The organism is Massilia sp. BAP21 (genome assembly GCF_057801335.1).
On the sequence record NZ_CM173596.1, the window covers coordinates 2,333,044 to 2,359,518 of the forward strand.

Here is a 26,475-nt window from a genome sequence, read left to right on the forward strand (position 1 = left end):
TGGCCAGAAGCAGAGGCGCCGCGTAATCCACCCGCAGCGCTTCCCGTAGGGTGGGCACTCGTGCCCACGCGGATCAAACACACCAATAACAGTGCAGGCAACAGCCCCACTAACGCCAGCACACCGTCCCCAAGCCAAAGAAAAAACACCATGAGACACACCACCATCGCAGCCCTCTGCCTGGCCTTCACCGCCGCAGCCAACGCCGCCCCATCCCCCGGCCAGACATTCTTCACCCAGAACTGCGCCAGCTGCCACACCGTCGACCCCAAGCTCTCCGCGCTGGCCGGCCCCGGCCTGTTCAACGTCGTCGGCCGCAAAGCCGCCGCCGTCCCCAACTTCAACTACACCGACGCCCTGACCAAGGCCGGCGCCGCCGGCAAGACCTGGACCCGCGAAGAACTCGACGTCTTCCTGCGCGACCCGAACAAGGACGTCCTCGGCACCGCGATGCCGATCGGCGTCGCCGACCCCAAGCAGCGCGCCGCCGTCATCGCCTACCTCGCCACGCAAGCCGGCCAGGCCTCCGCGCCCGTGGCCGCCGCGGCAAGCGCCAAACCAGCCGACCAGGCCGGCGCCTGGACCCAGGACAAACCCGGCGACCTGCACCACATCAAGCCGACTGAGCTCATCCAGCCCTACGCCAGCGACAGCGCCGGCAACGGCCCGAAACTCGCCGCGCGTCCCGAGGGCGCCATGCCTGCCGTCCCGCCAGGCTTCACGGTCGGCATCTACGCCGACAAGCTCGGCAAGTCGCGCCTGCCGCTGCGCGCGCCGAACGGCGATATCTTCCTGTCGGAAGCCGCCAAAGGCCAGATCACGGTCCTGCGCTCGAAGGACGGCGCCAAGGCCGACACCGTCAGCGTCTACGCCACCGGCCTGTCGCGCCCCTACGGCATGGCCCTGTGGCCGGCCGACAAGCCGCAATACCTGTACGTCGCCAACGTGAATTCGGTGGTGCGCTACCCCTACAGCGTCGGCGACCTGAAGGCCAAGGGCGAACCCGAAACCGTGATCGGGAAGATCAGCGACACCAGCGGCGGCCACGTCACGCGCACCATCGCCTTCTCGAAAGACGGCAAGACGATGTTCCTGTCGGTCGGCTCGGCTACCAACGTGGCCGCCGGCATCGGCGCCCGGCCGCCGCAGCCGCTGGCGCAATGGGAAGCAAAGTATGGCGTCGGCGCCGCCTGGGGCGAGGAGACCGAGCGCGCCGCCGTCCTCGCATTTGACGCCGACGGCAAGAACCGCCGCGCCTATGCCAACGGCCTGCGCAACTGCGTCGGCATGATCGTGCACCCGACGACCGGTGAGCTGTTCTGCAGCGTGAACGAGCGCGACGAACTGGGCGACAACCTGCCGCCCGACTACATCACGCGCGTGAAGCAGGGCGGCTTCTATGGCTGGCCTTGGTACTACATCGGCGCCAACGAAGACCCGCGCCTGAAGGGCATCCGCCCCGACCTGAAGAACAAGACCATCGTGCCCGACACCCTGATCCAGTCGCACTCGGCGCCGCTGGGCATGGTCGTCTACCAGGCGCCGCAGGGCGCGCAACACGCCTTCCCGAAAGAGTACGAAGGCGATATCTTCCTGGCCCTGCACGGCTCCTGGAACCGCGGCATCCGCACCGGCTACAAGGTAGTGCGCGTGTTCATGAAGAACGGCGTGCCGACCGGGCAGTACCAGGACTTCATGACCGGCATGGTGCTGAGCGACCGCGATGTGTGGGGCCGTCCGGCGGCCGTCGAGGTGGCGGCCGACGGGGCGCTGCTGGTGGTCGACGATGGCGGCGGCGTGGTTTGGCGGATCGCACCGGCGCGCTCGAACTGAGCACGTACGGTTCCAGCGTGCGCAGGCGCCGGTGAGGGTAGCTGCCGGCATCTGCCTGCCACACGATTTACCGGGAACGTCCAGGTCCACCAGCCGGTCCTGGCTGCGCGACTCCGCGTAGTGGCAGGCGGCATGCTTGTCCTGGTACATCGTACTAAAGTGACAATGTGTGAGTTTTCCAGGCAGCATCGCAAGGCATAATGCGCGGTCAAGCGCATGTTGCACTGCGGGGCTGTTGGAACCACCGCTTCAACCGGTGTTCTCCGGCATCTACCCGTGCCTACTTTCGGAGAACACCATCAATCCGCCCATTCGTCTCGAACACCTGCCGCGCGCGCCGCTCCTGGCTGCTTCCTTGCTGGCCGTCTCCCTGCTTGCCGCCGGCTGCGCGGTGCAGCCGAACAACCGCGGCGGCGTGCTGATCGGCCTGGATACGGCGGAGCTCTTCGGCAAGCAGCTGGGCGGCTTCCGCCTGGCCGACGGCACCCTCGGGTCGCTGCGCCACGATCCCTCGACCGGCGCCTTTTCGGTGAAGATCGGCAGCTACCGCGTGGTGCCGCTGCCGAATGCGGTAGGCGCGCGCATCGCCATGGTGGCCCAGGTGGAGTCGCGCCTGGTGGTGATCGTCGAGACCCAGGAACGCAACTGCAACTACAAGTACACGCTGATGGCCATCGAAGGCACCGACGTGCTGCAGTGGGGCTTCGGGAATTGCCAGGACCGGCCCCAGGCCACGCTGGACGAGGATGGCCGCGCGATCTACATCGACTTCCCCGAGTACAACCGCCTGAAGCGCTACAGCTACATGGACCAGCGCCTGTACTCGGGCGTGGCGCCGGCGCCGGCGGGCGTGAACCTGGCGGCGCGTCCCTTCGCCGACGAGAACCTGCGTCCGGCCTTTCCGATGCCGCCGGCACGCGGCGACGGCCGCCCCGGCAGCATGCCCGGCTCCGCCGCGCCGAACCGTCCGGGCATCGCCGGCAGCGGCGGCCGCGTGATCCCGGCGCCGCCGCAGCGCGCCGCCCTGGCCGGCACCAAGGCACCGGCGCCGCGCGATGTGCCGGCGCCACGCGATAACGGGCGCGACACCGCGGCCGCACGCGACACCACGCCGCAGCGCAAGCGCAGCGACGAGCTGCCGCGCGGGCGTCTCACCATTCCGGACGAGGAAATCAAGCCGGTCCGCATCGACCTGAGGAAGTAAGCCATGATGCGCACCCAACAACTCAAGCAACTGGTCTTCCTGATCCTGCTGACGCTGGTCTATTTGTGCTTCGAGCTCGGTTTCAATGCGCGCCTGCTCGACGTGGTGGGCGGGAATGCGGGCCCGCACGATGTGGAGCGCCTGGAGGTGTTCGGCCGTACCCTGTCGGGCGTGGCCGCGGCGCTGGTGCTGCTGCAGGTGCTGCTGCGCCGGCGCCTGCACAGCCCGAGCAAGCGTCCTTCGCTGCTGCACATCGCGGTCGGCTGCCTGCTGGTGGCCGGCGCCGTGTTCGTGACGATCAAGGTCTTCGTCGACGTACTGGTCGCCACGCGCGACGCCGAGTTCCGGCGCGTGGCCTACAACACCATCCTGCTGCAACGCTCGCTGGTCAACGGCCAGGCCGAACTCGATGGCCTGGTCGACGACAAGCTGCTGTTCGCCCAGCCCGAAGGCAAGGCTTTCCTGGCGCTGTTCCCCTTCCTGGCCCTGTCCAACCAGCGCCTCGACGAGCGCATGAAGGGCACCAAGGACCAGGTGATCGGCAACATCGTGCGCAGCTCGAAGACCGGCCAGCAGTACTACGAGGACTACCTCGACGCGATCAAGCGCACCCACACCAGCTGGCAGAAATATGCGCGCATCCCCTCGGCCTCGAACGACGACCTGCAGCGCGAGCAGGACAAGGCGTGGAACGATTACGTCGATTCGCTGCGCAAGCATAACTGGACGCCGTACACGGTGCCCGGCTACCGGCGCGCGGCGGTGGTGAAGAAAGTGCGGCAGAAGGTGCCGGTGAGTGCGCGCTGGGACCCGTCCGACGAAGTGGCCTTCCGCGACGCCGTCGAGCAGCGCTACCGCAAGTCGACCAGCGGCATCACAGTCGGGCGCGACCGCATTCCGCCCGGCCTGTCGTTTGCGCAGTTCGTGGCGCGCCCCGGCGTGCAGGCGCAGCTGCGCGAGGCGCTGGCGCTGCCGCCCGGTGCGGTGGTGGCACACGACTACGGCAGCGCGGCCGAATTCAAGCGCCTGTACGAGGCGATGGTGGGCAAGGCGGTGCGCGACAGGCGCGCCAGCTACGACTCGGACGCGGCGCAGTTCGAATACGGCGCGCGCCTGTTCAAGGACGGCAACGAGGCCGCGCGCGCCGCCATCGTGCCGCCGGTGGCGCTGGCCTTTTCGCTACTGGGCGCAATCGGCCACTTCTCGAAGCTGCTGTACTTGATCGCCACGCTGGTGCTGTTGCTGCGCGCGCCCGGCCAGGACACCCTCAGCCGCCGCGCCGGCTGGACCGCCATGACGGTGCTGCTGGCCGTGTTTATCGGCGTCTGGAGCGTGCTGTCGCTGATCGACAACCGCGTCACGCGCAGCCCGCTGTTTACCCAGATGCTGGAGCAATCGCGCGCGGCGGAAGAAGGCGATACCGGCTGGACCCGTGCGCGCAAGGCCGTGGTGGCCAACGTCACCCACGTGGTAGCGGTGGGGCAGGGCTACAGCTACCCGCTCAATGAAGCGATCCGCGTCAATCTCTTGCAGGACCTGAACTATGGCTATGAACCCACACCGTAAGTCCACGCTCGCGGCATGCCTGCCGGCCGCGCTATTGTCTGCGCTGCTGGCCGCCGCGCCCGTGCAGGCGGCCTGCCTCGGCATGCAGATCCATTCGCACCGCGGCAATGGCCAGGCGCCGGAGAATTCGCTGGGTGCGCTGCGCGCGGCCTATGCCGGCGGCTTCGACGGCGTCGAGACCGACCTGCAAATGCTGGGCGACCGCGAATGGGTGGTGCACCACGACCAGGCCACCGGCCGCGTGGTGCGCACCGCGGCGCCGGTGCCGGTGAACAGCCTGCGCAGCGCCGACTGGCGTGCGGCGCGCATGACGCTGCGCGGCGTGCCGACGAGCGAGGCCCCGCCCTTCGCCAGCGACCTGGCGCAACTGGCGTCCAGCTACCCGCAGGGCACGCTGAACGCCGAGATCAAGACGGTGGCGGCTTGCCAGGACGTGGGCGCGCTGGTGCAGCAGCTGCGCGGCGAAGTCGGGCACGGCAACTGGTTCCTGACCTCGCCGGTCGAGGGCAACCTGCGCTGCGCGCGCCAGGCCGACCGCGAGGGTTATCTTGGACTGATCGTGCTCGATCCGCGCAATGCCCAGGCGCTGGGCAATACGCGCGCCACGCGTTTCGTTGCCAGCCACGCCCAGGCGCCGCGCCTGGACCGCAACTGGCTGGGCAATCTGCAGGGGCGGGTGGGGGCGCCGGTGGGCGTGCACGTCGATGCGCGCACGCTGGAGGCGAACCGCAATCTGCTGCTTGACGCGGCGGCGCTGGCCATGCCCGTGTTCGTGTATGCGGTGGAGGGAGATAGTGCGCTGGCGTCCGCCTTGCAGAAGGCACGCCGGGCCACGGGGATGTGGCCGAGCGGGGCGATCATCGATGGCGGCGCTGAGGCGTTCTGCGCGAAGCTGAGGTAGGGTGGACGGCTTCGCCGTCCACGCGTTCGGCCAAAGCATGCATGACCACAGAGCCGGCTGTGTTGAACGCGTGGACGGAAAATCCGCCCACCCTACGCATCACATTTCCGCCAGCACCGTGCCGCGCGCATCCAGCAAGCGCACCTTCATCACCTGCAGCTTAATGCGGCGGTTGCTCGGATCGGCGTCCTGGGCATACGCATAAGTCTCCAGGCGCAGCGGTTTATACGAACTCAGGTAGCCCTCGATCTCCCGCGCCCTGGCTTCGTCGGTCACCTTGAAGGCGGAGAAGTCGGCCGCGTTGGTGGTGGCCAGCGTGTACTGGCTGTTGTCGTTGAAGAAGGTGTAGCGGTCGTCCGAGAAGTCGTTGAGGGCAAAGGACTTCTTCTCGAAGTCGTAGCGCTGCAGCAGGCGGCTGTCCTGCTGGTCGACCACGACGTAGCGGCCGTTCTTCGCCCCGGCGATCTCGCCGTCGATGCGCGGCTGCAGCGCCTTCAGGATGTCGCGCTGCTTGAAGCTGTCGCTGGTGCGGCGGTATTCATCGGAATAGGTCTTGGCGATCTCGTCGTAGGGCGCGGGCATGTTCGACAGCGCGTAGTACATGAACATGACCTGATGGCCGCTGTCGATCTTGCGGTAGGCGTTCAGGGGCGTGGCCGGGTCGCCCTTCGGCAGGGTGGCGGCAACCGCCTTGTTGACGGCGTCCGGGTTCTGCAGGTCGGCCAGGCTTGCAGGGGGAGCAGATGCGGCAGCAGGAGCGGCGGAGGCCGGGGGCGTGCCGGCCGGCGCTTCGTTCTTCTTCGAGCAGGCGGCAAGGCTGAAGGCGATGGCGATCTGGACGGCGAGGATGGTGGTCTTTTTCATGGTTGTGCTCGGAAGGTTGATGGTGGCAAGGATGAGGATGGATTAACGTTGACGGAGTGCGCGCAGGCCGATCCAGGCCAAGTAGAGGGCGGCGGCCAGCGACACATAGATGCCGAAGCCAACCGAGACGGCCTGCATCACTTGTTTCATCATGGCGCCGACGATGTCGCCCATACCGCTGCCGGCCAGGCTTCCCATCTGCTCGGTGGCGGCATTGGCCATGGCGTTCATCTTCATGTAGATGCCGAGGCCGACGGCGGCGAGGAAGGCCAGCGGCGCAAAGTAGCCGAGCGGCGCCAGGCGGTGCTTCCACAGGGCCGGCAGGGCGGGTGCGGCCATGGCCAGGATGCACAGCAAGCCGTAGATGCCGGCGCTGCCGCCGCGGCCGAAGTCCTGCAGGCTGGCGCCGGCGTTCACCATGCGCAGCACGTCGAACATGGTGGCGCTTTGCGCCATGCCGGCCATGATCTGCACCGTCACCGCCGGCAGCCAGATCCAGCTGATGGCGACGATGGCCATGGCCACCAGCACCGGCGTGCCGATCTTCTGCACCGACGCGCGCAGCACCGGCGCGCCCTTGCCCAGGGCCTGGCGCGCCAGCTCGCCGGCGATCTCGAGTTCTTCCTTGCCCACGCCGACCGGGTTCACCGTGCGCAGCTGGCCCGCTTCGTCGAAGCCGATGTCGACGGTGCCGCCGGTCTGGGGCGGGGTGGTGCCGGCCCAGTGGTCTTCGAGCGTGAAGGGGATCTTGTTGCCGTCGACCGCCAGCAGGCCGGGGCCGGCCTGGGTGTCGCGCAGGATTTTCCCGCGCACGGTGCGGGTGGAAGTGGTCAGGGTTTGCATGGGTGGTGGCTCCTCGGGTCAGGGTGGGTCGGTGTTAGCATCTGTGCCCGTGTATCGCTGCCGGGTTCGAACCGGTTCAATCTTTTTCAGATTTTTTTTGACGAACATGCGAAACCTTCCCCGCCATGAAGTGCGGATGCTGTTGAACCAGATCGCGCGCGGCGACGATACAGCGTTGGCCAGGCTGTACGCGGCCTACCAGCCCATCATGTATGGCTACGTGCGTGCCCAGGTGTGGGACGACCCGCATGCGGTCGAGGAGATCGTCAGCGACACGCTGCTGGTGGCCTTCCGCAAGACCGATGCGTATACCGGCGTGTCGGAGTTCTCGACCTGGCTGTGCGGCATCGCGCGCAACAAGGTGGCCGACTGGCGGCGCCGCAAGGGACGGATCGACGAAGTGATCGTCAACGATCCCGACGCCATCGACAACGCCGCGGCGCCGGGTTGGGGCGTGCTGGAACTGATCGAGGAGCGCGAGCGCGGCGCGGCGCTGGTCGAATGCATGGACCGGCTGCCGGACAGCCAGCGCGAGGCGCTGTACTGGAGCGCGGTGGAAGAGTGCGGACTGGATGAAGTGGCGGCACGCACCGGCGTGCCGGAAGGGACGGTGAAATCGCGCCTGTTCCATGCGCGGCGCCGCGTGCGCGAGTGCCTGGAACGGGCCTTTGGTGGCGGCTTCGGAGGAGAACGGAATGGATGACAAGGCACAGGCACGCGCCAGCTTCCGGGCGGCGCTGCCTTTTTATATCAACGGCACGCTGCCGGAGGGCGAACATGCCGGAGTCGAGGCGTTTCTTGCGCGTGACGCCGAAGCGCGCGAAGAACTGGCATTCGCGCAGGCGCTGGCCGGCGCCGCGCGCCGGCATGTGGAAGAACGCGACCCGATGGCCGGCTTTGCGCAATTCCAGCAGCGCCTGGCCGCGGCGCGCGCGGAGGAGCGGCAGCCGCCCAAGCGCAGCTGGCGCGCCTGGGCCGCGAGCTGGGGCTTCTCGCCGGCGCTCGGCTTCGTCATCGCCCTGCTGGGACTGCAGACGGTGATGAACCTCGGCGTGATCACACGTCCGCTGGACGAACCCGTGACCCGCTCGCTGGCCACGGCGCAGCGTGCGGCCAACCTGAAGATCGTGGTGAGCGCCAACGCCAGCATGGCGCAACTGGCCGAACTGCTGCAGGGGCAGCGCTGCCAGATCGTCTGGGGGCCGGGCAGCGGCGGCGAGTTCTGGCTCGTGGTCGACGACCGCAAGCGCATCGAGACCGTGCGTGCGGCCCTGTTGCGTTCGAACCTGGTCGACGACGTGCTCGTGCTGGAGCAGGAATGATGCGGCGCTTCTTCCTGCTGCTCGCGATGTTGTCCACTGCGTTGCTGGTCTTTGCACCGGCAGGGGCGCAACTGAAGACGCAGGCGCCGGCGGCGCTGACGAACCGTTATGCGCTGGTGATCGGGAACGGCAACTACGGCGCCAACAGCCTGCCGAACACGCGGCCCGACGCCGAACTGATCGCCGCCAGCCTGCGCCAGGCCGGCTTCGACGTAACCCTGAAGACGGACCTGACGCGCAGCGGCATGTTCGACGCCACGCGCAGCTTCGCCGAACGCCTGCCGGCCGGCGCTTCGGCCGTCGTCTACTATGCCGGCCACGGCATGCAGATCAAGGGCGAGAACTACCTGCTGCCGGTCGACATGGTCATCACCGGCGAGGAGGGGGTAAAGGCGCGCGCCTTTCCGCTGCAGGCCCTGCACGAAAGGCTGGCGCTGTCGAAGTCGTCGGTCAACGTGATGATCCTCGACGCCTGCCGCAACAACCCCTTCCAGCCGGTGAAGCCGGTCAAGCTGCGCAGCTTCGAGAACCTGGGGCTGGCGCCGTCCAGCGCCGCGCGCGGCACCCTGGTGGCCTACTCCACCGCGCCGGGCCAGCTGGCCGAAGACGGTGCCGGCCGCCGCCACAGCATCTATACCGAGACCCTGGCCAGGCTGCTGACCCAGCGCGGGCTGCCGGCCGAGACGCTGTTCCGCACGCTATCGGACCAGGTGCGGCGCCAGACCCGCGAAGACCAGCAACCCTGGTTCGAATCCTCGCTGGCCGGCGATTTCTATTTCCTGCCGCCGCCGGGCTGGCGGCCGGGTGCGGCGCCGCTGACGGCACGTTCGAAGGCCGCCAGCGGCCGCTCGCGCGGCATCGGCTCGATCGGCAGTACCGGCAATGACGCCTGGTACCGCGACATGGATGAATCGGATTGGACCGCGCTCGATCATGAACTGGAAGCACGCGCGCAGGCGGCGGACAGCAACGAGATGGCGCTGCTGCGGCGCCAGGCCGGCAAGGGCAATGTGGTGGCGATGACCACGCTGGGGTTGGCTGCCTTGCAGGATGCGGGCGGCAGCGGTGCCGAGCGCCGGCAGGCCAGGGCGCAGGCCAAAGGGTGGTTCCTGAAGGCGGCGCGGCTGGGCTTCCCGGTGGCGCAGACCGAGCTGGGGGAGATGCTGTATGCCGACCGCACCGCGCAGTCGCGCGAGGAGGCGATAGGGTGGCTGGAAAAAGCGGCGCAGGCGCGCTATCCGCGTGCGCGCATCGATTTGGCCCAGCTGCGCATGCAGCAGAACCCGACGCCGGAATCGGTCAAGGCGCTGTGGGGGACGATCATGGACAGCAATGCGACCATGATGAAGCAGGGGAAGATGCAGCCGAAGACGGGGCAGTAGGGCAGATACCGAGCGGTTGTCGGGAGCACAGTTTCCACTGCTGACCTTCCCCCGCCGTTGGGTGAGATTGACGTGATGAGGCAAGTGGTGCTGCAAAACGTCGGTAGATGTTTACATTTACCGACGATATGCAACAATAGCCGCATGAATACCCAGCTCCTGCCTACCGCGCTGCAAGCTGTCAATAAACCAGCCTTCCGGGCGAAGGATGCCATCGACGCCGGCCTGTCGCGCATGGCGTTGACGCGTCTGGTGCGTCAAGGCGATATCACGCGCATCGCACGCGGCCTGTATGCAGTCACCAACAGGCCCAGCACGGAACTGGACAGTCTGGTCGACCTTGCCGCCTACAGCGAGCAGAGCGTCTTCTGCCTGCTGACTGCCCTGCGGTTTCACAAGCTGACTACCCAGTCGCCCTTCGAAGTCTGGCTGGCACTGCCCAACAAGGCACGTGCCCCGAAGATCGACTATCCCCCGGTCAGGATTGTCTGGCACTCAGGCGCGGCACTCACGGAAGGCGTCGAACGGCACGAGGTGGCCGGACAGGCCATCAAGGTCTACGGTATTGCGAAGACAATTGCCGATTGCTTCAAGTACCGCAACAAGATCGGCGTCGATGTCGGCATCGAGGCGTTGCGCGAGGCATGGCGTGAAAAGCGCGTGACGATGCGCGAGCTTTACCATTTCGGTAAGGTTTGCAGGGTCGAGAAAATCATGCGTCCTTATCTGGAGTCGCTTGTTTGAACGGGACAAGTAACATGCCGCAGTCGGTTCTGGCCCGGCTCAAGAACACGGCAAGGGACGGGCATCTCGAGTATCCGTTTTGGCTGGCAGCGTAGGCAGCCAGCACTAGGCAGGTGGAGGACCGTGGCGGTAAATTTCCGCAAGGCGTAACCCTGTCGCAGCAATCTCCATCAAGAGCCGGCGCGCGAAGTGTTGGTTCAGTCTGACGTCCTGGCAGTGTTGGCAGGTCGCGCAGGCCAGTAGCTTCAGTGCGGCGCGCTGCATGACGCAGGTATAAAAAGGTGGGCATTGCCCACCTTCGCATCAGGACTGCTTGCTCTCCGCAATCCAGCGATCCACCTTCGCCTCCAGCAGCGACAGCGGTAGCGTTCCTTCACCCAGCACGATGTCGTGGAAGGCGCGCAAATCGAACTTCGGCCCCAGCGCGCTTTCCGCGCGGCGGCGCAACTCGATGATCTTCAGCGCGCCGATCTTGTAGCCCAGCGCCTGGCCCGGCCACACCATGTAGCGCTCGATCTGCGCACGCGAATCCGCTTCGCTGTAGCCCAGCGTCTCGGAAAAATACTTGATGCCCTGCTCGCGCGACCAGCCCTTGGTGTGCATGCCGGTGTCCACCACCAGGCGCGCGGCGCGCAGCATTTCGTCGTTCAGGTGGCCGAAATAATCTTCCGGCTTGTCGAACAGGCCCATGTCCTTGCCCAGGGTCTCGGCATACAGCGCCCAGCCTTCGGTGAACGCGTTGTTGCCGCCGAACTTGCGGAAGTTCGGCAAGCCGAGTTCCTGCAGCAGCGCGATGTGGAAGTGGTGGCCCGGCTGGCCTTCGTGCAGGAACAGCGTGACCATGCCGGTGCTGCCGTACTGCGTCGGGTCGTTCACCACCGACCAGAACACGCCCGGACGCGAGCCGTCCACCGCCGGCGGGGTGTAGTGGTCCGAGGCCGTAGCGCGGCTCAGTTCAGGTTCGAGGCGCAAATCGAGCGGGGATTTGGGCATCAGGTTGAACATGGCCGGCAGCTTGGTGCGCAGCTGGGCGTCGAGCTTGCGGTAGACGTCGATGACTTCCTGGTCGGTCTTGAAGGGCTTGTACTTCGCCTGCTGCGATACCCAGGCCGGCAGGCCGGCGGCCGGCCCGTTGTAGCCCATCTTCGGGCCGGTGCGGCCATACTCGCCCTGGATGCGCGCCACTTCCTTCAGGCCGATCTCGTGGATCTGCTCGGGCGTGAGGCTGGTCGTGGTCTGGCTCGCCACGCGCACCTTGTACCACTCGGCGCCGTTCGGCAGCGCGTCCCAGCCGGTGCTGGTGCGCGCGGCGGGCAGGTATTCCTTTTCCAGGAAGGTCGACAGGCGCGCCAGCGCAGGATTCAGTTTGCCGCCAATGGTGTCGCCGTACAGTTTGGTCAGGCTGCGCTTGTCCGCATCGGAGAACGAGGCCGGGAAGCTCTTCACTGGCGAATAATAGATGCTGTCCTCCGGCGTGGCCGCCACCAGCTGCCTGAACTGGGGCAGGGCGGACGCCATCACCGACTTCGGATTGGTGACGCCGCGCTTGACCCCCTCGCGCATGTTGGCGATGGCCTGGTCGATCCACGGGCCGAGCTGGGCCAGGCGGCTGGCGTAGGCGCGGTAGTCCGCCACGCTCGACAGCGGCTGGGCGCCCTGTCCGCTGGCGTAGTTGGCCAGCGTTACCGGCATGCTGTCCATCTGGTTGATCGGCAACAGGTACTCGGGGAAGGGCTCGAAGCGCAGTGCGGTGGCCAGCTCGTAGTCGAGGATGTCGTAGCTGGTCTGGTCGCGCGGGCTCAGGCTGTCGCGCTTGATGGCGTGCAGGCGCTTCTGGAACGCTTTATACCGTGCAAACTGTTTAGCCCGTTCTTGCGGCGAGATCGTCATGCCGATCTGGTCGATGAAGCGGTTGTCGCCGTTTTCGCTGGCCGATACCGGGTCGAAGCGCGCGATGGCGTCGTAGTACTCGTCGGCGAGCTTGTTGAGCGCCTTGCCGGCTTGCGGGTTGGCGGCGGCCTGTTTGCTTGCGGGTGCTGCCTGCTCTGCCGCCAAGGCCGGCGCGCAGGCGATGAAAGCTGCTGCGGCGAACGCGCCGAGCTTGAACAACTGGGTCATGTGATTGAATCCTTAATAGCTTGCCAGCGGCGCCAATGCGCCGTTCTTGAAGGTGTAGACGGTGACGGTGGTTTTCTTCAGGTTGCCCTTGTCGTCGTAGCCGTAGGTGCCGACCACGCCCGCGTAGCTCTGGCTGCGCAGCTGCTGGGCCACTGCCGCCGGGTCGATGGAATTGGCGGTCTTCATCGCCTGTGCGATGAACATGGTCTGGTCATAGAACGACGGCGCATACACGTCCGGCTCGCGCTTGAAGCGCGCCTTGTACTTGTCGAGGAAGGCCGGGCCGCCGGGCTGCTTGGCGATAATGGCGCCGGCCTGGGCGCAGCGCACGTTCTCGCCGACGGCCGGGCCGCCGAGCTTCGCCATCTCGGGACTGCACAGGGTGTCGCCGCCGAGCAGCGGCACGTTCAGGCCGAGCGCCTTCATCTGGCGCGCCATCGGCGCGGCCTGCGGCGCATAGCCGCCGAAGAAGATGGCATCGACCTTTTTCGCGCGCAGCGAGGTCAGGATGGCGGCGAAGTCGCTCGCCTTGTCGTTGGTGAATTCATGGCCCGCGATCTTCATGCCGGCGGCCTGGGCCTGGCGCTTGAATTCGGCGGCGATGCCGGTGCCGAAGGCCGTGCGGTCGTCGATCACACCGACGTTCTTCACTTTCAGTTCCTTGGCCGCGTAGCTGGCCATCGAGCCGCCCACCTGGGCGTCGCTGGCGACGGTGCGGAACACGGTCTTGTAACCGCCTTGCGTGATCTTCGGATTGGTGCCGACCGTCGACATCAATGCGCCGGCTTCGTTGTAGACGCGCGAGGCGGGAATCGCGACGCCCGAATTGTAGGGACCGAGGACGAACTTCACGCCGCCGTCGACCAGTTTCTGCGCCACCGTCACGCCCTGCTTCGGGTCGCCGGCGTCGTCTTCGGATTGCAGTTCGAAGCGCACGGTCTTGCCGGCCACCTTGATCTTCTGCGCGTTGAGGTCCTCGACCGCCAGGCGCACGCCGTTTTCGTTGTCCTTGCCGGCAAAGGCATTGGCGCCCGAGAGCGGCCCGGTGACGCCGATTTTCACGACCTGCTCCTGCGCCAGCGCGGCGTTGGTCATGGTCGTCGATACGCACAGCAGCGCGGCCAGCGCCAGCGGCGCCATGTTCATTTTCGATGGCATCAGCCTGTCTCCTTGATTGCGAACAGCTGCAATCATCGCATGAAAAGAGCCAGGTGCTCCAGACCTCCGGGGCCGGAGATTCAGGCTGGAGATTCAGGCCGGCAGGCCGTGCGCGATCAGCTCCAGCGGCAGCGCGGTGGTGTACTTGATCTGCTCCATCGAGAAGGCGGAGGACACGCCGGCCAGCTGGGCGGTCTTGATCAGCTTCTTGTAGAAGCGGTCGTAGCCTTCGATGTCGGTGGTGACCACTTTCAGCAGGTAGTCGACGTCGCCGCTCATGCGGTGGAACTCGAGCACTTCGGGCAGGGCGGTCACGGCGGCGGCGAAGCGTTCGAGCCACTTTTCGTCGTGCTCGCGGGTGCGCACGCTCACGAATACGGTGACCGGCAGCCCGACCTTCTGGCGGTTGACGATCGTGACCCGGCTTTCGATGTAGCCCTCTTCCTCGAGGCGCTTGACGCGCTTCCAGCAGGGAGTGCTCGACAGCCCCACCTTTTCGCTCAGGCCCGAGATCGACAGCGTTGCGTCCGCCTGCAGCGCCGCGAGAATGGCACAATCAAATTTGTCTAGTGAATTCATTCTATTTATATGTCACTATTAGAACAAACATGCTTAGTTTTGGAGATTTGGAAACGAATTAAGAACAAATACTTCTATACAAATTCGTACCATATTGCCTAACAATAACACGATCTCTGCCCGATATTTCACTTTTATTATGGTTCCCGAACTCTATCTCGACGCCAATGCCACATCGCCCGTGCTGACGGCCGCCATCGCCGCCGCGCACGCCGCTCTCGAGATCGATTTCGGCAATCCCAGCAGCAGCCATGCGGCCGGCCTGCGCGCCCGCCTGATCCTCGACGATGCGCGGGCACGGGCGCACCGCGTGCTGGGCGCGGCGACGGGCCGGGTGATGTTCACCAGCGGCGCCACCGAGGGCATCCAGACCGCCGTGCTGTCGGCCCTGTGCGCCGTGCGCGAACGGCGCGCCGCTGGCGAGGCTTGTGGCGACCTGCTGCTCTACGGCGCCACCGAGCACAAGGCCGTGCCGGAGAGCCTGGCGCACTGGAACCGCATCCTCGGCACGGAGCTCACCCTGCAGGCGCTGCCGGTCGATGCCGACGGCCGCCACCGCCTCGACCTGCTGCGCGAACTGGCGCCGCGCACGGCCTTCCTGTGCACGATGGCCGCCAACAACGAAAGCGGCGTGGTGTCCGACCTGGACGGCATCGCGGCGGTGCTGGAGCAGACCGGCAGCCCGGCGCTGTGGATGGTCGACTGCGTGCAGGCGCTCGGCAAGCTGCCCCTGGCGCTGGACCGCACCCGCATCGACTACGCGCCGTTCTCCGGCCATAAACTGTATGCGCCGAAGGGCGTCGGCATGCTGTACGTGCGCGCCGGCGCACCGTTCACGCCGCTGATGTGCGGCGGCGGCCAGGAAGCCGGACAGCGTTCGGGCACCGAGAACATGGCCGGCATCGCCGCCCTCGGCGCCGTCCTGCAGGCGCTGGAAGAGGGCCGCACCTTCCGCACCCACACCCATCTGCTCGCCGTGCGCGAACGCCTGGCGGCGGCCCTGCGCGCGGCCTTCCCGGCGATCGAATTCAATACCCCCTTCGAGCACGCGCTGCCGACCACGCTGAATTTCGCCGTGCCCGGCCTGTCCGGCAAGGCGCTGCTCGATTTGTTTGACGCCGCCGGCATCCGCGTCAGCGCGGGTTCCGCCTGTTCGGCGGCCAAGGCGGCGCCGAGTTATGTGCTGGAAGCGATGGCGCTGCCCGGCTGGCGCTGCGCGAACGCGGTGCGCCTGTCGGTCGGGCCGCTGCTGGACGACGCCTTTGTCGATGCGGCCTGCGCGCGCATTGCGCGTTGCGGCGAGGCCTTGCGCCGCAAGCCGCTGGCGGCATCGCCTTCCGGAGATGGGCGCGCCGGCGTGTACTACTGCGGCCTGGACGGCGGCTGGCTGGTGTTCGATCCGAAAGGCGGCGACTGCGTGGCGATCGACGTGCCCGCGACCCAGGCCGATACCGCCGCGGCCCTGCTGCAGCGGCACGGCTACCGATTGCGCGCGGCGCTCGGCGCGGGCGCCGCGGCCTTGTGCGCACAGGTCGATGCGGATGCCGGCGCCTGGCCGGCCGATGGCGAAACGGTGCGCCTGGCCGACGGCACACCGGCCTCGGCGATCCGCCTGGGCCGCGACCTGCTGGTGCGGCGTCCTGGCGGCGGCTACCTGCTCGGCGCGCCTGAAGACGGCGTGCTGCGCCAGGCGCGCCTGCTGTTTGCCCACACGCCTGCCGACACGCATGAGGCAGGCAGCGCGATCGTCTGCCTGCCCATGGGCATCGAGGCGCCACCGGTGGAACGCAAACCCGCCGAGCTGGCGCGCTACCACCTGAAACACTTCTTTGCCGAGCACCCAGATGCGCTCCTGATCGACGTGCGCGAGGCCTGCGAGCACGCGGCCGGCGCGCCGACCCTGCAGGGCCGCGCCGCCTACAGCCTGCCGCTGTCGCGCCTGGCCGAATATGCAGCCTGGCTGCGCGACGAAGCGCGTCCGCTGCTGTTCTTCTGCCGCAGCGGCAACCGCAGCCTGAAGGCGGTGCAGTGCCTGCAGGGGCTGGGGCGCGAGCGCGTATGGCACCTGGCCGGCGGGCTAGCCCTCCTGCGCAACTGAGCGCAACTGCGCCCGGCTGAACTCGACCGAGCGCAAACAGCGAGCAGGCAGGCCGCCGCGCGGAAACACAGCGTACGTTAGCGCACGGTTTCTCATCAGATGTTCTTCTAGCATGCCTTGACACGTGCGCCGCCCGTCGGGTCTTCGGACCCGGCGGGCGGCGTCCATATTCGTATTCGAGGCTACTGTTGACCGAAGAACCGCATCTCCCTCCCGGCGCCGGGCGCACGGGGCGTGACCCTGTCCGCGCGCACGCCAGCGCCGACGAGGCGCCCCTGCGCGCGGAGCTGTTCGGCGCGGCGCAGATGGCGGTGCACGGGCGCCAGCTCGCCGCGCGCCATGAGCTGTCGCAGGAAGACACGCCGGACCGCCTGCTGGTGCGCCTGGCCGCGAACGCCGCCGTCATCGCCCAGGCCGGCGCTGCCCTGGTGCGCGCCGCCAGGTCCGGTGAAGCGCTGGCGCCCGGCGCCGCCTGCCTGCTCGACCATCTTTACCTGGTCGACGAACACGTGCGCGCCGCGCGGCATTGGCTGCCGCCGGCGCGCAGCCGCGACCTGCCGCGCCTGGCCGGCGGCGCGCCGCGCGTCTACCAGCTGGCGCTGGAGATCGTCTCGCACGGCGACGGCCGGCTGGAACAGGAAAGCCTGGCGCGCTTCGTCGCAGCCTACCAGGAAGGCGCTCCCCTGGCGCTGGACGAGCTGTGGGCGATGCCGGTGATGCTGCGCCTGGCGCTGGTCGACAACCTGCGCCGCATCGCCGCGCGCCTGGACCGCCAGCGCGTGCAGCGCGCGCTGGCCGGTGGCTGGGCCGAGCGCATGATCGCCACCGCCGGCCAGCGTCCCGGCGACCTGGTCCTGCTGGTGGCCGACATGGCGCGCGCCGTGCAGCTGGACGCGGCCTTTGTTGCCGAATTCACGCGCCGCCTGCAGGGCCAGGGTGGCGCCCTGGCGCAGGTGCTCGACTGGACCGGCGCGCGCCTGGCCGACGAAGGCTCGGGCATCGAGGCCCAGCTGCGGATCGATGATGCCGGCCAGGCCGCCGACGGCGCATCGGTTGCGAACAGCATCGCCAGCCTGCGCCTGGTGGCCGCCATCGACTGGGGCGAATTCGTCGAGACCATGAGCGCGGTCGAGCACACGCTGCGCCTCGACCCCTGCGGCGCCTATGCCCGCATGGACGCCGCCACGCGCGAGCACTACCGCCAGGCGGTGGCGCGCCTGGCGCGCCAGTCCCTGCACAGCGAAACCGAGGTGGCGGCCGAGGCCCTGGCCCTGGCTGGCGGCGAGGATGGCGGCGCGGCCGATGGCGAGCCTGATCGCGACACGCGCCGGCGCCACGTCGGCCATTACCTGGTCGGCGACGGCCAGCCGGCCCTGCGCGCCCGGCTGCGCATGCGTGCCGGCGTGCTGCCCAGCCTGCGCCAGGCGGCGCGGCGCCGGCCGCTGCTGTCCTGGCTGGGCGCGGTCGGCGCCTTTACGCTGCTGTTCACGGCCTCGTTGCTGGTGCACGCCTACATCGACGGCGCCGGCATGCCGCTGCTGCTGGCGCTGGCCGTGCTGTCCGTCTTCGGCGCCAGCCAGCTGGCGCTGGTCCTGGTCAACCTGATGACGGCGCGCCTGGTGCGTCCGCAGCCGCTGCCGCGCATGGATGCCGGCGCCGGCATCCCGCACGATGCGCAGACCCTGGTAGTGGTGCCGGCGCTGCTCGACAGCGAGGACAAGATCGCCGCCCTGTGCGCCGGCCTGGAAGTGCGCTACCTGGCCAACCCCGACCCACAGCTGCGCTTCTGCCTGCTCGCCGATGCCGCCGATGCGCCGAGCGAAACCATGTTCGAAGATGCCGGCCTGGCCGAGCAGGCGCGTGCCGCCATCGCCGCCCTGAACGCGCGCTATGGCGCCGCTGCCGACGCCGTTGCAGATAAGCGTACTCCCTTCCTGCTGCTGCAACGCGCACGCAGCTGGAGCGAAGGAGAGGGCGCCTGGATCGGGCGCGAGCGTAAGCGCGGCGCGCTGGCCGACCTGCATGCCCTGCTGCGCGGCGGCGCGCGCGCACCCTTCGCCGTGATCGAAGGCGATACCGAAGGCCTGGCCGCGGTGCGCTACGTGATCCTGCTCGACCCCGCAACCCAGCTGCCGCGCGATGCCGCGCGCCAGCTGGTGGCGGCCATGGCGCACCCGCTGAACCGGCCGCTGCTCGATGCCGGCGGCAGCCGCGTGATTGCCGGCCACGGCCTGCTGCAGCCGCGCGTGACGCCTGCGCTGCCGGCCGCCGACGCCTCGCGCTACGAGCGCCTGCATGGTGGCGCACCCGGCGCCGACGCCGGCGCGCGCAGCGCATCCGACATCTACCAGGACCTGTTCGGCGCGGGCGACTGGAGCGGCCAGGGCATCTACGAGGTCGACACCTGGGAGCGCGTGCTGGGCAGCGCAGTGCCGGAAGGGCGGGTGCTGTCGCACGAGCTGCTGGCGGGCTGCTACCTGCGCGCCGGCCTGGCCGGCGAGGTCGAGGTGCACGAAACCTGCCCGGCGCGCTACAGCGACGACGTCGGCCGCCGCCACCGCTGGATGCGCGGCGACTGGCAACTGGCCGGCTGGCTGCGCGCGCGCGTGCCGGCCCCAGGCGGCAAGCGCGTGACCAACCCCTTGCCGCCGCTGGCGCGCTGGAAGCTGTTCGACCGGCTGCGCCGCAGCCTGGTGGCGCCGACCCTGGCCGTCACCCTGGTGCTGTGCTGGTCGCTGCTGCCCGAGCCCGCGTTCTGGAGCGCGGCGGCGCTGGCCGTGTTCTTCCTGCCGGCCTTCCTCGGCATGTTCATCGCCTGGGGCGACCGGCCGCACGACATGCTGTGGCGCCAGCACCTGGCCAACTGGTGGCGCGGCGCGCGCAATGCGCTCAGCCATGCGGTGATGCGCACCGCCTTCCTGCCGCACGAAGCCTGGTACAGCCTGGACGCGATCGGGCGCAGCGGCTGGCGCATGCTGGTCTCGCGGCGCCGGCTGCTGGAATGGAAGGCGCCCAGCCTGGCGCGCTCCAGCCTCGATTTGGAGGCGAACTGGCGCAACATGTGGTTCGCCCCGGCGCTGGCAGTGGGCACCGCGCTGCTGCTGACCTTTGCCCATCCATTCGCGCTGTTCGCCGCCGCGCCCCTGCTGCTGCTGTGGTTCCTGTCGCCGATCCTGGCCTGGTGGGTCAGCCTGCCCGCCGTGCGCCGCACGCCCCGGCTGTCGGAAGGGCAGACCCTGTTCCTGGCCCGGCTCGCGCGCCGCACCTGGAGCTTCTTCGAGACCCAGGCCGGCCCGCAGCACAACTGGCTGCCGCCCGACAGCCTGCAGGAACACCCGCACACGATGGTGGCGCCGCGTACCTCGCCAGGCGCCATCGGCCTCGGGTTGCTGGCCAGCCTGGCGGCCTGGGACTTCGGCTTCATCCCGGCCTCGGCCTTGCTGGCGCGGGTGCGCGCCTGTTTCGACAGCATGGCGCTGCTCGAGCGCCACCGCGGCCACTTCTACAACGGGTACGACACGCGCACCCTGGCGCCGCTGCAGCCGGCCTACATCTCGACGGAGCAAAGCGGCAGCCTGTCCGGCCACCTGCTGACCCTGGCCGTGGGCCTGGAGCAGCTGGCCGACCAGCCGATCGCCGGCGTGCGCCTTCTCGCCGGTGCACGCGCCACACTGCAGGTGATCGAGGACATGCCGCAGGCGCAGGCCGCATGCGGCGCGGCGCTGGCGGCCTGCCGCACGGCGCTCGGCCCCGCGGGCTGCCGCAACGCCGACACCCTGCCGGGCCTGGCCGACTGCCTGGGCACCGCCGCCGGCGCCACCGCGGCGCTGTGCGCGGCCCTGCCCGAGGATTCCGACCCACTGCTGCGTATCTGGTGCGAACGCCTGGACGGCGAGTGCCGCGCGGCCCAGGCCGATCTGCTGGCGCTAGCGCCGTGGATGCGCGCGGTGCACGAATACGTGCTCGACGCCAGCCTGACGCGCATTCCGACGCTGCGCGAACTGGCCGCTTTCACGCCGCCCGCCGCCGCTGGTGGTGGCGCTAGTGGTGATCCTGCACGCGTATCGACAAGCCTGGCAGCCCTGGTGGAAGAAGGCGTGGCCGCGGCGCGTACGCGGCTGGACGAGATCGCCGCGCTGGCCGGCCAGGCGCGCGCGTTCGGTGCCATGGACTTCGGCTTCCTGTACCGGCGCAACCTGGGCCTGCTGGCAAGCGGCTACCACGTTGCCGAGGAGCGCCTTGACGGCGAAAGTCACGCGCTGCTGGCGTCGGAGGCGCGCCTGGCCAGCTTCCTCGGCATCGCCGGGGGCCAGCTGCCGCAATCGCACTGGCAAGCCCTGGGCCGCCCGCTGGCCTTTGTCGGCAGGGAGCAGTTGCTGCTGTCCTGGCACGGCGGGCTGGACGAGTACCTGGCGCCGCTGCTGCTCATGCCCTCCTGGGACGGCACCCTGCTCGAGCGCAGCTGCCGCGCGGCGGTGCGGGTCCAGGCCGAGCAGGCGCGCCGCCATGGCATGCCCTGGGGGATGGCAGCATCCGGCTGCCACGCCGTCGACGCCGCGCTGCACTACGAACACCGCGCCTTTGGCGCACCCGGCATGGGCCTGCGCCGCGGCCTGGATGAAGACCTGGTGGCGGCGCCCTACGCAGCGATGCTGGGCCTGATGGTGGAGCCGGAGGCGGCGTGCGCCAACCTGGAACGCCTGGCGCAGCTGGGCTGCCTGGGCGAATACGGTTTCTACGAGGCGCTCGACTGCACCGCCGCCCGCCTGCCGCGCGGCCGGCGCCAGGCCGTGGTGCGCGCCTTTACGGCGCGGCACCAGGGCATGGGCCTGCTGGCGCTGTCGTGCCTGCTGCATGGCGGCCCGATGCGGCAGCGCTTCGCGGCCGACCCGCGCTGCCGGGCGGCGCTGCCGCTGCTGCAGGAGCGCGTGCCTTCGACGGGCGCCTTCAGGGCGGCCAGCCACGAGACCGGGGCCATGCGCACGCCGCCACCGGCCCGTTCGCTCACGCGTCCGGGCGCGGCCCTGCCGCAGGTGCAGCTGCTGTCGAACGGGCGCTACCACGCGCTGGTAACGGGCGACGGCGCCGGCCGGCAGCGCTGGCAGGATTGCGACCTGACCCACTGGCGTGCGGATGCGGCGGGCGAGGAGGGCGGCCTGGTCTGCTACCTGCGCGACGCGGACAGCGGCGCGGTCTGGACCGATGCCTGGCGGCCGGCGCTGGCCGAACCCGAACAGTACGAGGCCGTCTTCGCGCAGGAGAGCGTGACGCTGCGCCGGCGCGACCACGGCATCGAACTCGCCACCGAAATCATGGTGGCGCCGGAAGACGACGTCATGCTGCGCCGCCTGCGCATCCGCAACGTCTCCGGCCGGGCGCGCACGATCGAGCTGACGAGCTACGCCGAGGTGGCGCTGGCGCCGGCCGCGGCCGATGCTGCAGCCGCCCCGGTCTTCGTGCAGAGCGAGATCCTGGCCGATCACGGTGCCATCCTGTGCACGCGCCGGCCGCGCGAACCCGGAGAGCAAACGCCCTGGCTGCTGCACCTGATGCGGACCGAAGGGGGCGCCGGCGCCTCCTTCGAGACCAGCCGCGCCGATTTCCTCGGACCCGGCGCCGGCCACGGACTGCCGGCCGCCGTGCGCACCGGCGGCGCCCTCGGCGGCCATGCCGGCTTCGTGCCCGAGCCGGCCGTCGCGATCCGGCGTGTGATCGCGCTGGCGCCCGGCGAAGAAGCCACGGCCGACCTGGTGCTGGGCGCCGCCGCGACGCGCGAGGCAGCCCTGCGCCTGGTGGAAAAATACCGCGCGCGCGCTGCGGCCGACGCCGTGCTTGAGCTGGCCTGGACCTGGAACCAGGCCCTGCTGCGCCAGCTCGATGCCAGCGAAGCCGAGGCCGAGCTATATGCGCGCCTGGCCGGCTTCCTGTTGTATCCGCAGCGCGCGCTGCGCGCCGGGCCGGCCGTCGCCGCCAATGGAGCAAGCCGCGCAGCATTGCAGCGCTGCGGCATCGCCGGTGCGCATCCGCTGGTCCTGGCCAGCATCGGCGATGCGGCGAACCTGGACCTTGCTTACCAGCTGCTGCAGGCCCATGCCTGGTGGCGCCTGAAAGGACTGCAGGCCGACCTCGTGCTCTGGCTGGACGGCACCGATGACGCCTTGCACGACCAGGCCAGGAACCTCGTTGCGTCGCGTGTCGATGCGCAGGCAATCGGTTGCCCCGGTGGCGTGTACGTGTTCGCGGTCGGCCAGCTGGCGCCGGAAGAACTGGCGGCGCTGCAGGCGGCGGCCAGCGTCGTGCTGAAGGATGCCGGCGGCAGCCTGGGCGACCAGCTGCGCCGCGCGGAGACGGCCAGGGCCACGCTGCCGCCCGCCCTGCAACCCGACCCGCATCCCGAGGCCTGGAGCGTGCGCATGCCGGAACCACAGGGAGTACATGAGCAGCCACTGCTGCTGGACAACGGCATCGGCGGCTTCAGCGCCGATGGCCGCGAATACTGGATTCGCACCGGGCCGGGCCAGCACACGCCGGCGCCCTGGACGAACCTGCTGGCGAACCGGCACTTCGGCTCGGTGGTGTCGGAAAGCGGGGCTGCCTGCACCTGGCGCACCGATGCGCCAGCCTTGCAACTCACGCCCCGGCATGCCGACCCGCTGCGCGGCGCCGCCGGCGAAGCCTTTTACCTGCGCGACGAGCACAGCGGCGCGTTCTGGTCGCCCACCGCCTTGCCCGCGCCATCCGGCGGCACGTACACCACGCGCCACGGTTTTGGTTACAGCGTCTTCGAGCACACGGCGCAGGGCATCCATTCCGAACTCACCAGCTTCGTGCCGCTCGACGCACCGCTCAAGTACAGCGTGTTCAGGCTGCGCAACGACAGCAGCGTGCCGCGCCGCCTGTCGCTGACCGGCTATGTCGAGTGGGCGTCCGGCGCATCCCGCATGCAGGTGGTGACCGGACGCGACGAGGCCAGCGGCGCCCTGTTCGCCCAGGATGCCGACAGCCCTGGCGCCGCCTTCTTCCACCTCGATGCCGGCAACGCCGCCTTTACCTGCGACCGCATCGAGTTCATCGGCCGCGGACGCAACCCGATGCGGCCGGCCGCCCTGGCACGCGCCGGCCTGTCCGGGGCGCTTGGCGCCGGCCTCGACCCCTGCGCCGCCCTGCAGGCCGTGTTCGAACTGCAGCCGGGCGAACAGAAGGAACTGGTGTTCATGCTCGGCGCCGGCGCCGGCATTCACGATGTGGGCGAACTCGTGCACCGGCACCGCGGCGCGGCGGCGGCCGGTGCGGCCCTGGACAAGCTGCGCGAGCACTGGCGCACGACCCTGGGCGTGTTGCGCATCGCCACGCTCGACCCGGCGCTCGACGTGCTCGTGAACGGCTGGTTGCCCTACCAGCTGATTGCCGGCCGCATGGGGGCGGCCAGCCAGGAGGGCCAGGGTTTCACGGGTTTCAGTGCGGGGCTGCAGGATGCGATGGCGCTGGTTCAGGTTCGTCCGCAACTGCTGCGCGAACAGCTGTTGCTGGCGGCGGCGCACCAGTTCGCCGAGGGCGATGTCCAGCACTGGTGGCAGCCGCCAGGCCTGCGCGGCGCGCGCACGCGCTGCTCGAGCGACTCCCTGTGGCTGCCGCTGGCGGCCTGCCGTTACGTTGCGGCCAGCGGCGACATGGCCGTGCTGGACGAATCCATCCCCTGGCTGGAAGGCCCGGCTCTGCAGGACGGGGAGGCATCGTATGTCGGCACGCCCGCGCAGTCAGGCGGCCAGGACAGCCTGTATGAACATTGCGTGCGCGCGATCCGCCATGGCCTGCGCTTCGGCGCCCACGGCCTGCCGCTGATCGGCAGCGGCGACTGGAACGAGGGACTCGACCGTGTCGGCGCGGCGGGAGCGGGCGAGAGCGTCTGGCTGGGCTTCTTCATGGCCGAGGTGCTGGCGCGCTTCGCCGAGCTGGCCGAGCGCCGCGCCGACTTCGGCTTCGCCACCACCTGCCGCGCGGCGGGCCAGGTGCTGGTCGGCCGGCTCGAGGAGTACGGCTGGGACGGCGAATGGTACCGGCGCGGCTATTTCGACGACGGCGCGCCGCTCGGTTCGCACGATAACGCGGAAGGCCGCATCGACGCGGCGACCCAGGGCTGGGCCGTGCTGTCCGGCGTGGCGGGCGAGGAGCGCGCGGCGCGCGGCATGGCGGCGCTGGACGCCCACCTGGTGCGGGACAGCCTGGTGCGCCTGCTGGACCCGCCTTTCGACGGCGCTGGCCCCGACCCCGGCGCCATCCGCGCCTGGCCGCCCGGCATGGGCGAGAACGGCGGCCAGTCGAACCAGGCCGCGGCCTGGGCCGCGATGGCCTTTGCGCGTATGGGGCAGGGCGAGCGCGCCTGGGCACTGCTGGACATGATCAATCCGCTGAAGCGAAGCCGGACCCGCGAAGATGCGGACCGCTACCGGCTCGAACCGTATGTTGCGGCAGGCAGCGTCGCCGCCGCCGCGCCGCATATCGGACGCGCCAGCGGGAGCTGGTACACTGGCTCGGCTGGCTGGATGTATCGGCTGATCGTCGAATCGCTGCTCGGCGTCGAATGCAACCATGCGCATCGGCGCGGGCGCAAGACCGGGCAAGCCGGCGATCAGTTGGTGCTGGCGCCGCAGCTGCCTTGCGGGTGGCCGGGCTTCCGCATGGAATACCGCTACCGCAGTACCGTGTACGAGATCGAGGTGCGCTTCGCCGAGGCGGGCGCGCTGCTGGTCGATGGCCGGGCACGCGAGGGCAACGTGCTGGACCTGGCCGACGACGGCCAGCGCCACCGCGTCGAGCTGCTGGTGCCGCGCCGGCACGGGCCCGCCATGGCGGCGGCATGCGAACCAACCCAATCGAAGTCCATCACATGAAGAAAACCACGCTGGCGGCTGGCGCCGCCTTCCTGCTGTCCGGCGGCGCCGTCCAGGCCGCCGACTGGAGCGACACGGCCATCAGCTGGCGCTACGGCACCCGCTTCGCCGAGCCCTACAACCCGGAACACATCAAGAAGCACATCTTCGCGCTGACCCACGCCAGCGGCTACAAGTACGGCAGCAACTACTTCAACGTCGACCTGCTGCAGTCCGACAAGACCGACCCGGCCTCGCTCGGCCAGTCCGAAGGCGCCCAGGAAGCCTACGTGGTCTACCGCCACACGCTCGACATCGGCGCGCTGCGCGGCAGCGAGCTGCGCTACGGCCCGGTGAAGGGCGTGGGCGTCACCTTCGGTTTCGACTGGAACACCAAGAACGACGTCGGCTACAACTCGCGCAAGCGCATGCTGGTGGCCGGGCCGACGCTGATGTGGGACGTGCCGGGTTTTCTCACCACCAGCATCCTGCTGCTGAAGGAATCGAATGCGCCGAGCGGCGCCTTCCCGCCGATCTCGAACGTGAACGGCCGCTACACCTACGACACCCACGCCATGCTGAACGCGAGCTGGGGCATTCCCGTGTCCGAGCGCCTGTCGTTCGAGGGCTACCTGAATTTCATCGCCGCCAAGGGGCGCGACGAGGTCGGCAACGGCACCGGCGCCGAAACCAATCTCGACATGACGCTGATGTACGACGTCGGCGCCCACTTCGGCCAGCCGAAGAACCGCTTCCGCGTCGGCCTCGAGTACCAGTTCTGGAACAACAAGTTCGGGAATACGCGCCAGACCACGGGCGGCGCCGGCCAGCGCGCCAGCACGCCGATGGTGCGCGCGGAATACCACTTCTGACACCATTTCTGAAGCCTCCCGGCGCCGCGCCGGTGTGTAACGGACGAGCATTGCATATCGGAATCGCATAATATAATGGCAATTCCGGTTGGCATCTTTTGCGCCGGCCCCGACACACTGG

At 69.0% G+C, this 26,475-nt stretch carries 16 protein-coding genes; 11 read left to right on the top strand and 5 right to left on the bottom strand.

Going from position 1 to position 26,475, the window contains the following annotated elements; all coding sequences use genetic code 11:
• Positions 1–150 precede the first annotated feature (150 nt).
• The 4 genes from ACWYRN_RS10290 (at position 151) to ACWYRN_RS10305 (ending at position 5,504) form a co-directional block, all read left to right on the top strand.
• Positions 151–1,833: a PQQ-dependent sugar dehydrogenase gene (locus tag ACWYRN_RS10290; protein WP_488692282.1), complete on the top strand. Its 1,683-nt coding sequence runs from the start codon at positions 151–153 to the stop codon at positions 1,831–1,833.
• Between the two features lie 235 nt (positions 1,834–2,068).
• Positions 2,069–3,037 carry a hypothetical protein gene (locus ACWYRN_RS10295; RefSeq protein ID WP_488692283.1) on the top strand — a complete coding sequence of 323 codons (969 nt, stop codon included), beginning with the start codon at positions 2,069–2,071 and terminating at the stop codon, positions 3,035–3,037.
• 3 nt (positions 3,038–3,040) lie between these two features.
• Positions 3,041–4,603: a hypothetical protein gene (locus ACWYRN_RS10300; protein WP_488692284.1), complete on the top strand. Its 1,563-nt coding sequence runs from the start codon at positions 3,041–3,043 to the stop codon at positions 4,601–4,603.
• The gene (locus ACWYRN_RS10305; protein WP_488692285.1) at positions 4,587–5,504 is read left to right on the top strand and encodes a glycerophosphodiester phosphodiesterase; all 918 of its coding nucleotides are present in this window, start codon (positions 4,587–4,589) and stop codon (positions 5,502–5,504) included. The genes ACWYRN_RS10300 and ACWYRN_RS10305 overlap by 17 nt, the downstream gene beginning before the upstream one ends.
• A gap of 99 nt (positions 5,505–5,603) precedes the next feature.
• Here the strand turns inward: ACWYRN_RS10305 and ACWYRN_RS10310 are convergent, their stop codons facing one another.
• Together ACWYRN_RS10310 and ACWYRN_RS10315 are read right to left on the bottom strand one after the other, a co-directional pair.
• The gene (locus tag ACWYRN_RS10310; RefSeq protein WP_488692286.1) at positions 5,604–6,368 is read right to left on the bottom strand and encodes a hypothetical protein; all 765 of its coding nucleotides are present in this window, start codon (positions 6,366–6,368) and stop codon (positions 5,604–5,606) included.
• A gap of 42 nt (positions 6,369–6,410) precedes the next feature.
• On the bottom strand, positions 6,411–7,211 hold the full coding sequence (locus ACWYRN_RS10315; protein WP_488692288.1) for a hypothetical protein: 801 nt from the start codon (positions 7,209–7,211) through the stop codon (positions 6,411–6,413).
• Between the two features lie 106 nt (positions 7,212–7,317).
• On the opposite strand from ACWYRN_RS10315, the gene ACWYRN_RS10320 reads away from it, so the two are divergent.
• The 4 genes from ACWYRN_RS10320 to ACWYRN_RS10335 all read left to right on the top strand — a co-directional run bounded on the left by ACWYRN_RS10320 (position 7,318) and on the right by ACWYRN_RS10335 (position 10,659).
• Complete coding sequence (locus tag ACWYRN_RS10320; protein WP_488692290.1) at positions 7,318–7,914, top strand: RNA polymerase sigma factor; 597 nt, start codon at positions 7,318–7,320, stop codon at positions 7,912–7,914.
• Entirely contained in the window at positions 7,907–8,533 is a 627-nt protein-coding gene (locus tag ACWYRN_RS10325; protein WP_488692292.1) for a hypothetical protein, read from the top strand. Before ACWYRN_RS10320 ends, ACWYRN_RS10325 begins: the two co-directional genes overlap by 8 nt.
• Positions 8,530–9,915 (top strand): caspase family protein, encoded by a 1,386-nt coding sequence (locus tag ACWYRN_RS10330; protein ID WP_488692294.1) that lies wholly within the window; start codon positions 8,530–8,532, stop codon positions 9,913–9,915. The genes ACWYRN_RS10325 and ACWYRN_RS10330 overlap by 4 nt, the downstream gene beginning before the upstream one ends.
• Before the next feature lie 144 nt (positions 9,916–10,059).
• Positions 10,060–10,659, top strand: coding sequence for a type IV toxin-antitoxin system AbiEi family antitoxin domain-containing protein (locus ACWYRN_RS10335; RefSeq protein WP_488692296.1), 600 nt, complete (start codon positions 10,060–10,062; stop codon positions 10,657–10,659).
• 303 nt (positions 10,660–10,962) lie between these two features.
• Here the strand turns inward: ACWYRN_RS10335 and ACWYRN_RS10340 are convergent, their stop codons facing one another.
• The 3 genes from ACWYRN_RS10340 to ACWYRN_RS10350 form a co-directional block, all read right to left on the bottom strand.
• Positions 10,963–12,777 carry a DUF885 domain-containing protein gene (locus tag ACWYRN_RS10340; RefSeq protein ID WP_488692298.1) on the bottom strand — a complete coding sequence of 605 codons (1,815 nt, stop codon included), beginning with the start codon at positions 12,775–12,777 and terminating at the stop codon, positions 10,963–10,965.
• A 12-nt stretch (positions 12,778–12,789) separates the two neighbouring features.
• Positions 12,790–13,935, bottom strand: a complete 1,146-nt coding sequence (locus ACWYRN_RS10345; protein WP_488692300.1) for a branched-chain amino acid ABC transporter substrate-binding protein — start codon at positions 13,933–13,935, stop codon at positions 12,790–12,792.
• A 93-nt stretch (positions 13,936–14,028) separates the two neighbouring features.
• Positions 14,029–14,514 carry an Lrp/AsnC family transcriptional regulator gene (locus ACWYRN_RS10350; RefSeq protein ID WP_229435953.1) on the bottom strand — a complete coding sequence of 162 codons (486 nt, stop codon included), beginning with the start codon at positions 14,512–14,514 and terminating at the stop codon, positions 14,029–14,031.
• Positions 14,515–14,653: 139 nt separating this feature from the next.
• Between ACWYRN_RS10350 and ACWYRN_RS10355 the strand changes: the two genes are divergently transcribed.
• The 3 genes from ACWYRN_RS10355 (at position 14,654) to ACWYRN_RS10365 (ending at position 26,354) form a co-directional block, all read left to right on the top strand.
• Positions 14,654–16,612 carry an aminotransferase class V-fold PLP-dependent enzyme gene (locus tag ACWYRN_RS10355; RefSeq protein ID WP_488692303.1) on the top strand — a complete coding sequence of 653 codons (1,959 nt, stop codon included), beginning with the start codon at positions 14,654–14,656 and terminating at the stop codon, positions 16,610–16,612.
• Between the two features lie 188 nt (positions 16,613–16,800).
• Positions 16,801–25,503: a GH36-type glycosyl hydrolase domain-containing protein gene (locus ACWYRN_RS10360; protein WP_488692305.1), complete on the top strand. Its 8,703-nt coding sequence runs from the start codon at positions 16,801–16,803 to the stop codon at positions 25,501–25,503.
• Positions 25,470–26,354: an outer envelope protein gene (locus ACWYRN_RS10365; RefSeq protein WP_488692307.1), complete on the top strand. Its 885-nt coding sequence runs from the start codon at positions 25,470–25,472 to the stop codon at positions 26,352–26,354. Before ACWYRN_RS10360 ends, ACWYRN_RS10365 begins: the two co-directional genes overlap by 34 nt.
• Positions 26,355–26,475: the final 121 nt, after the last annotated feature.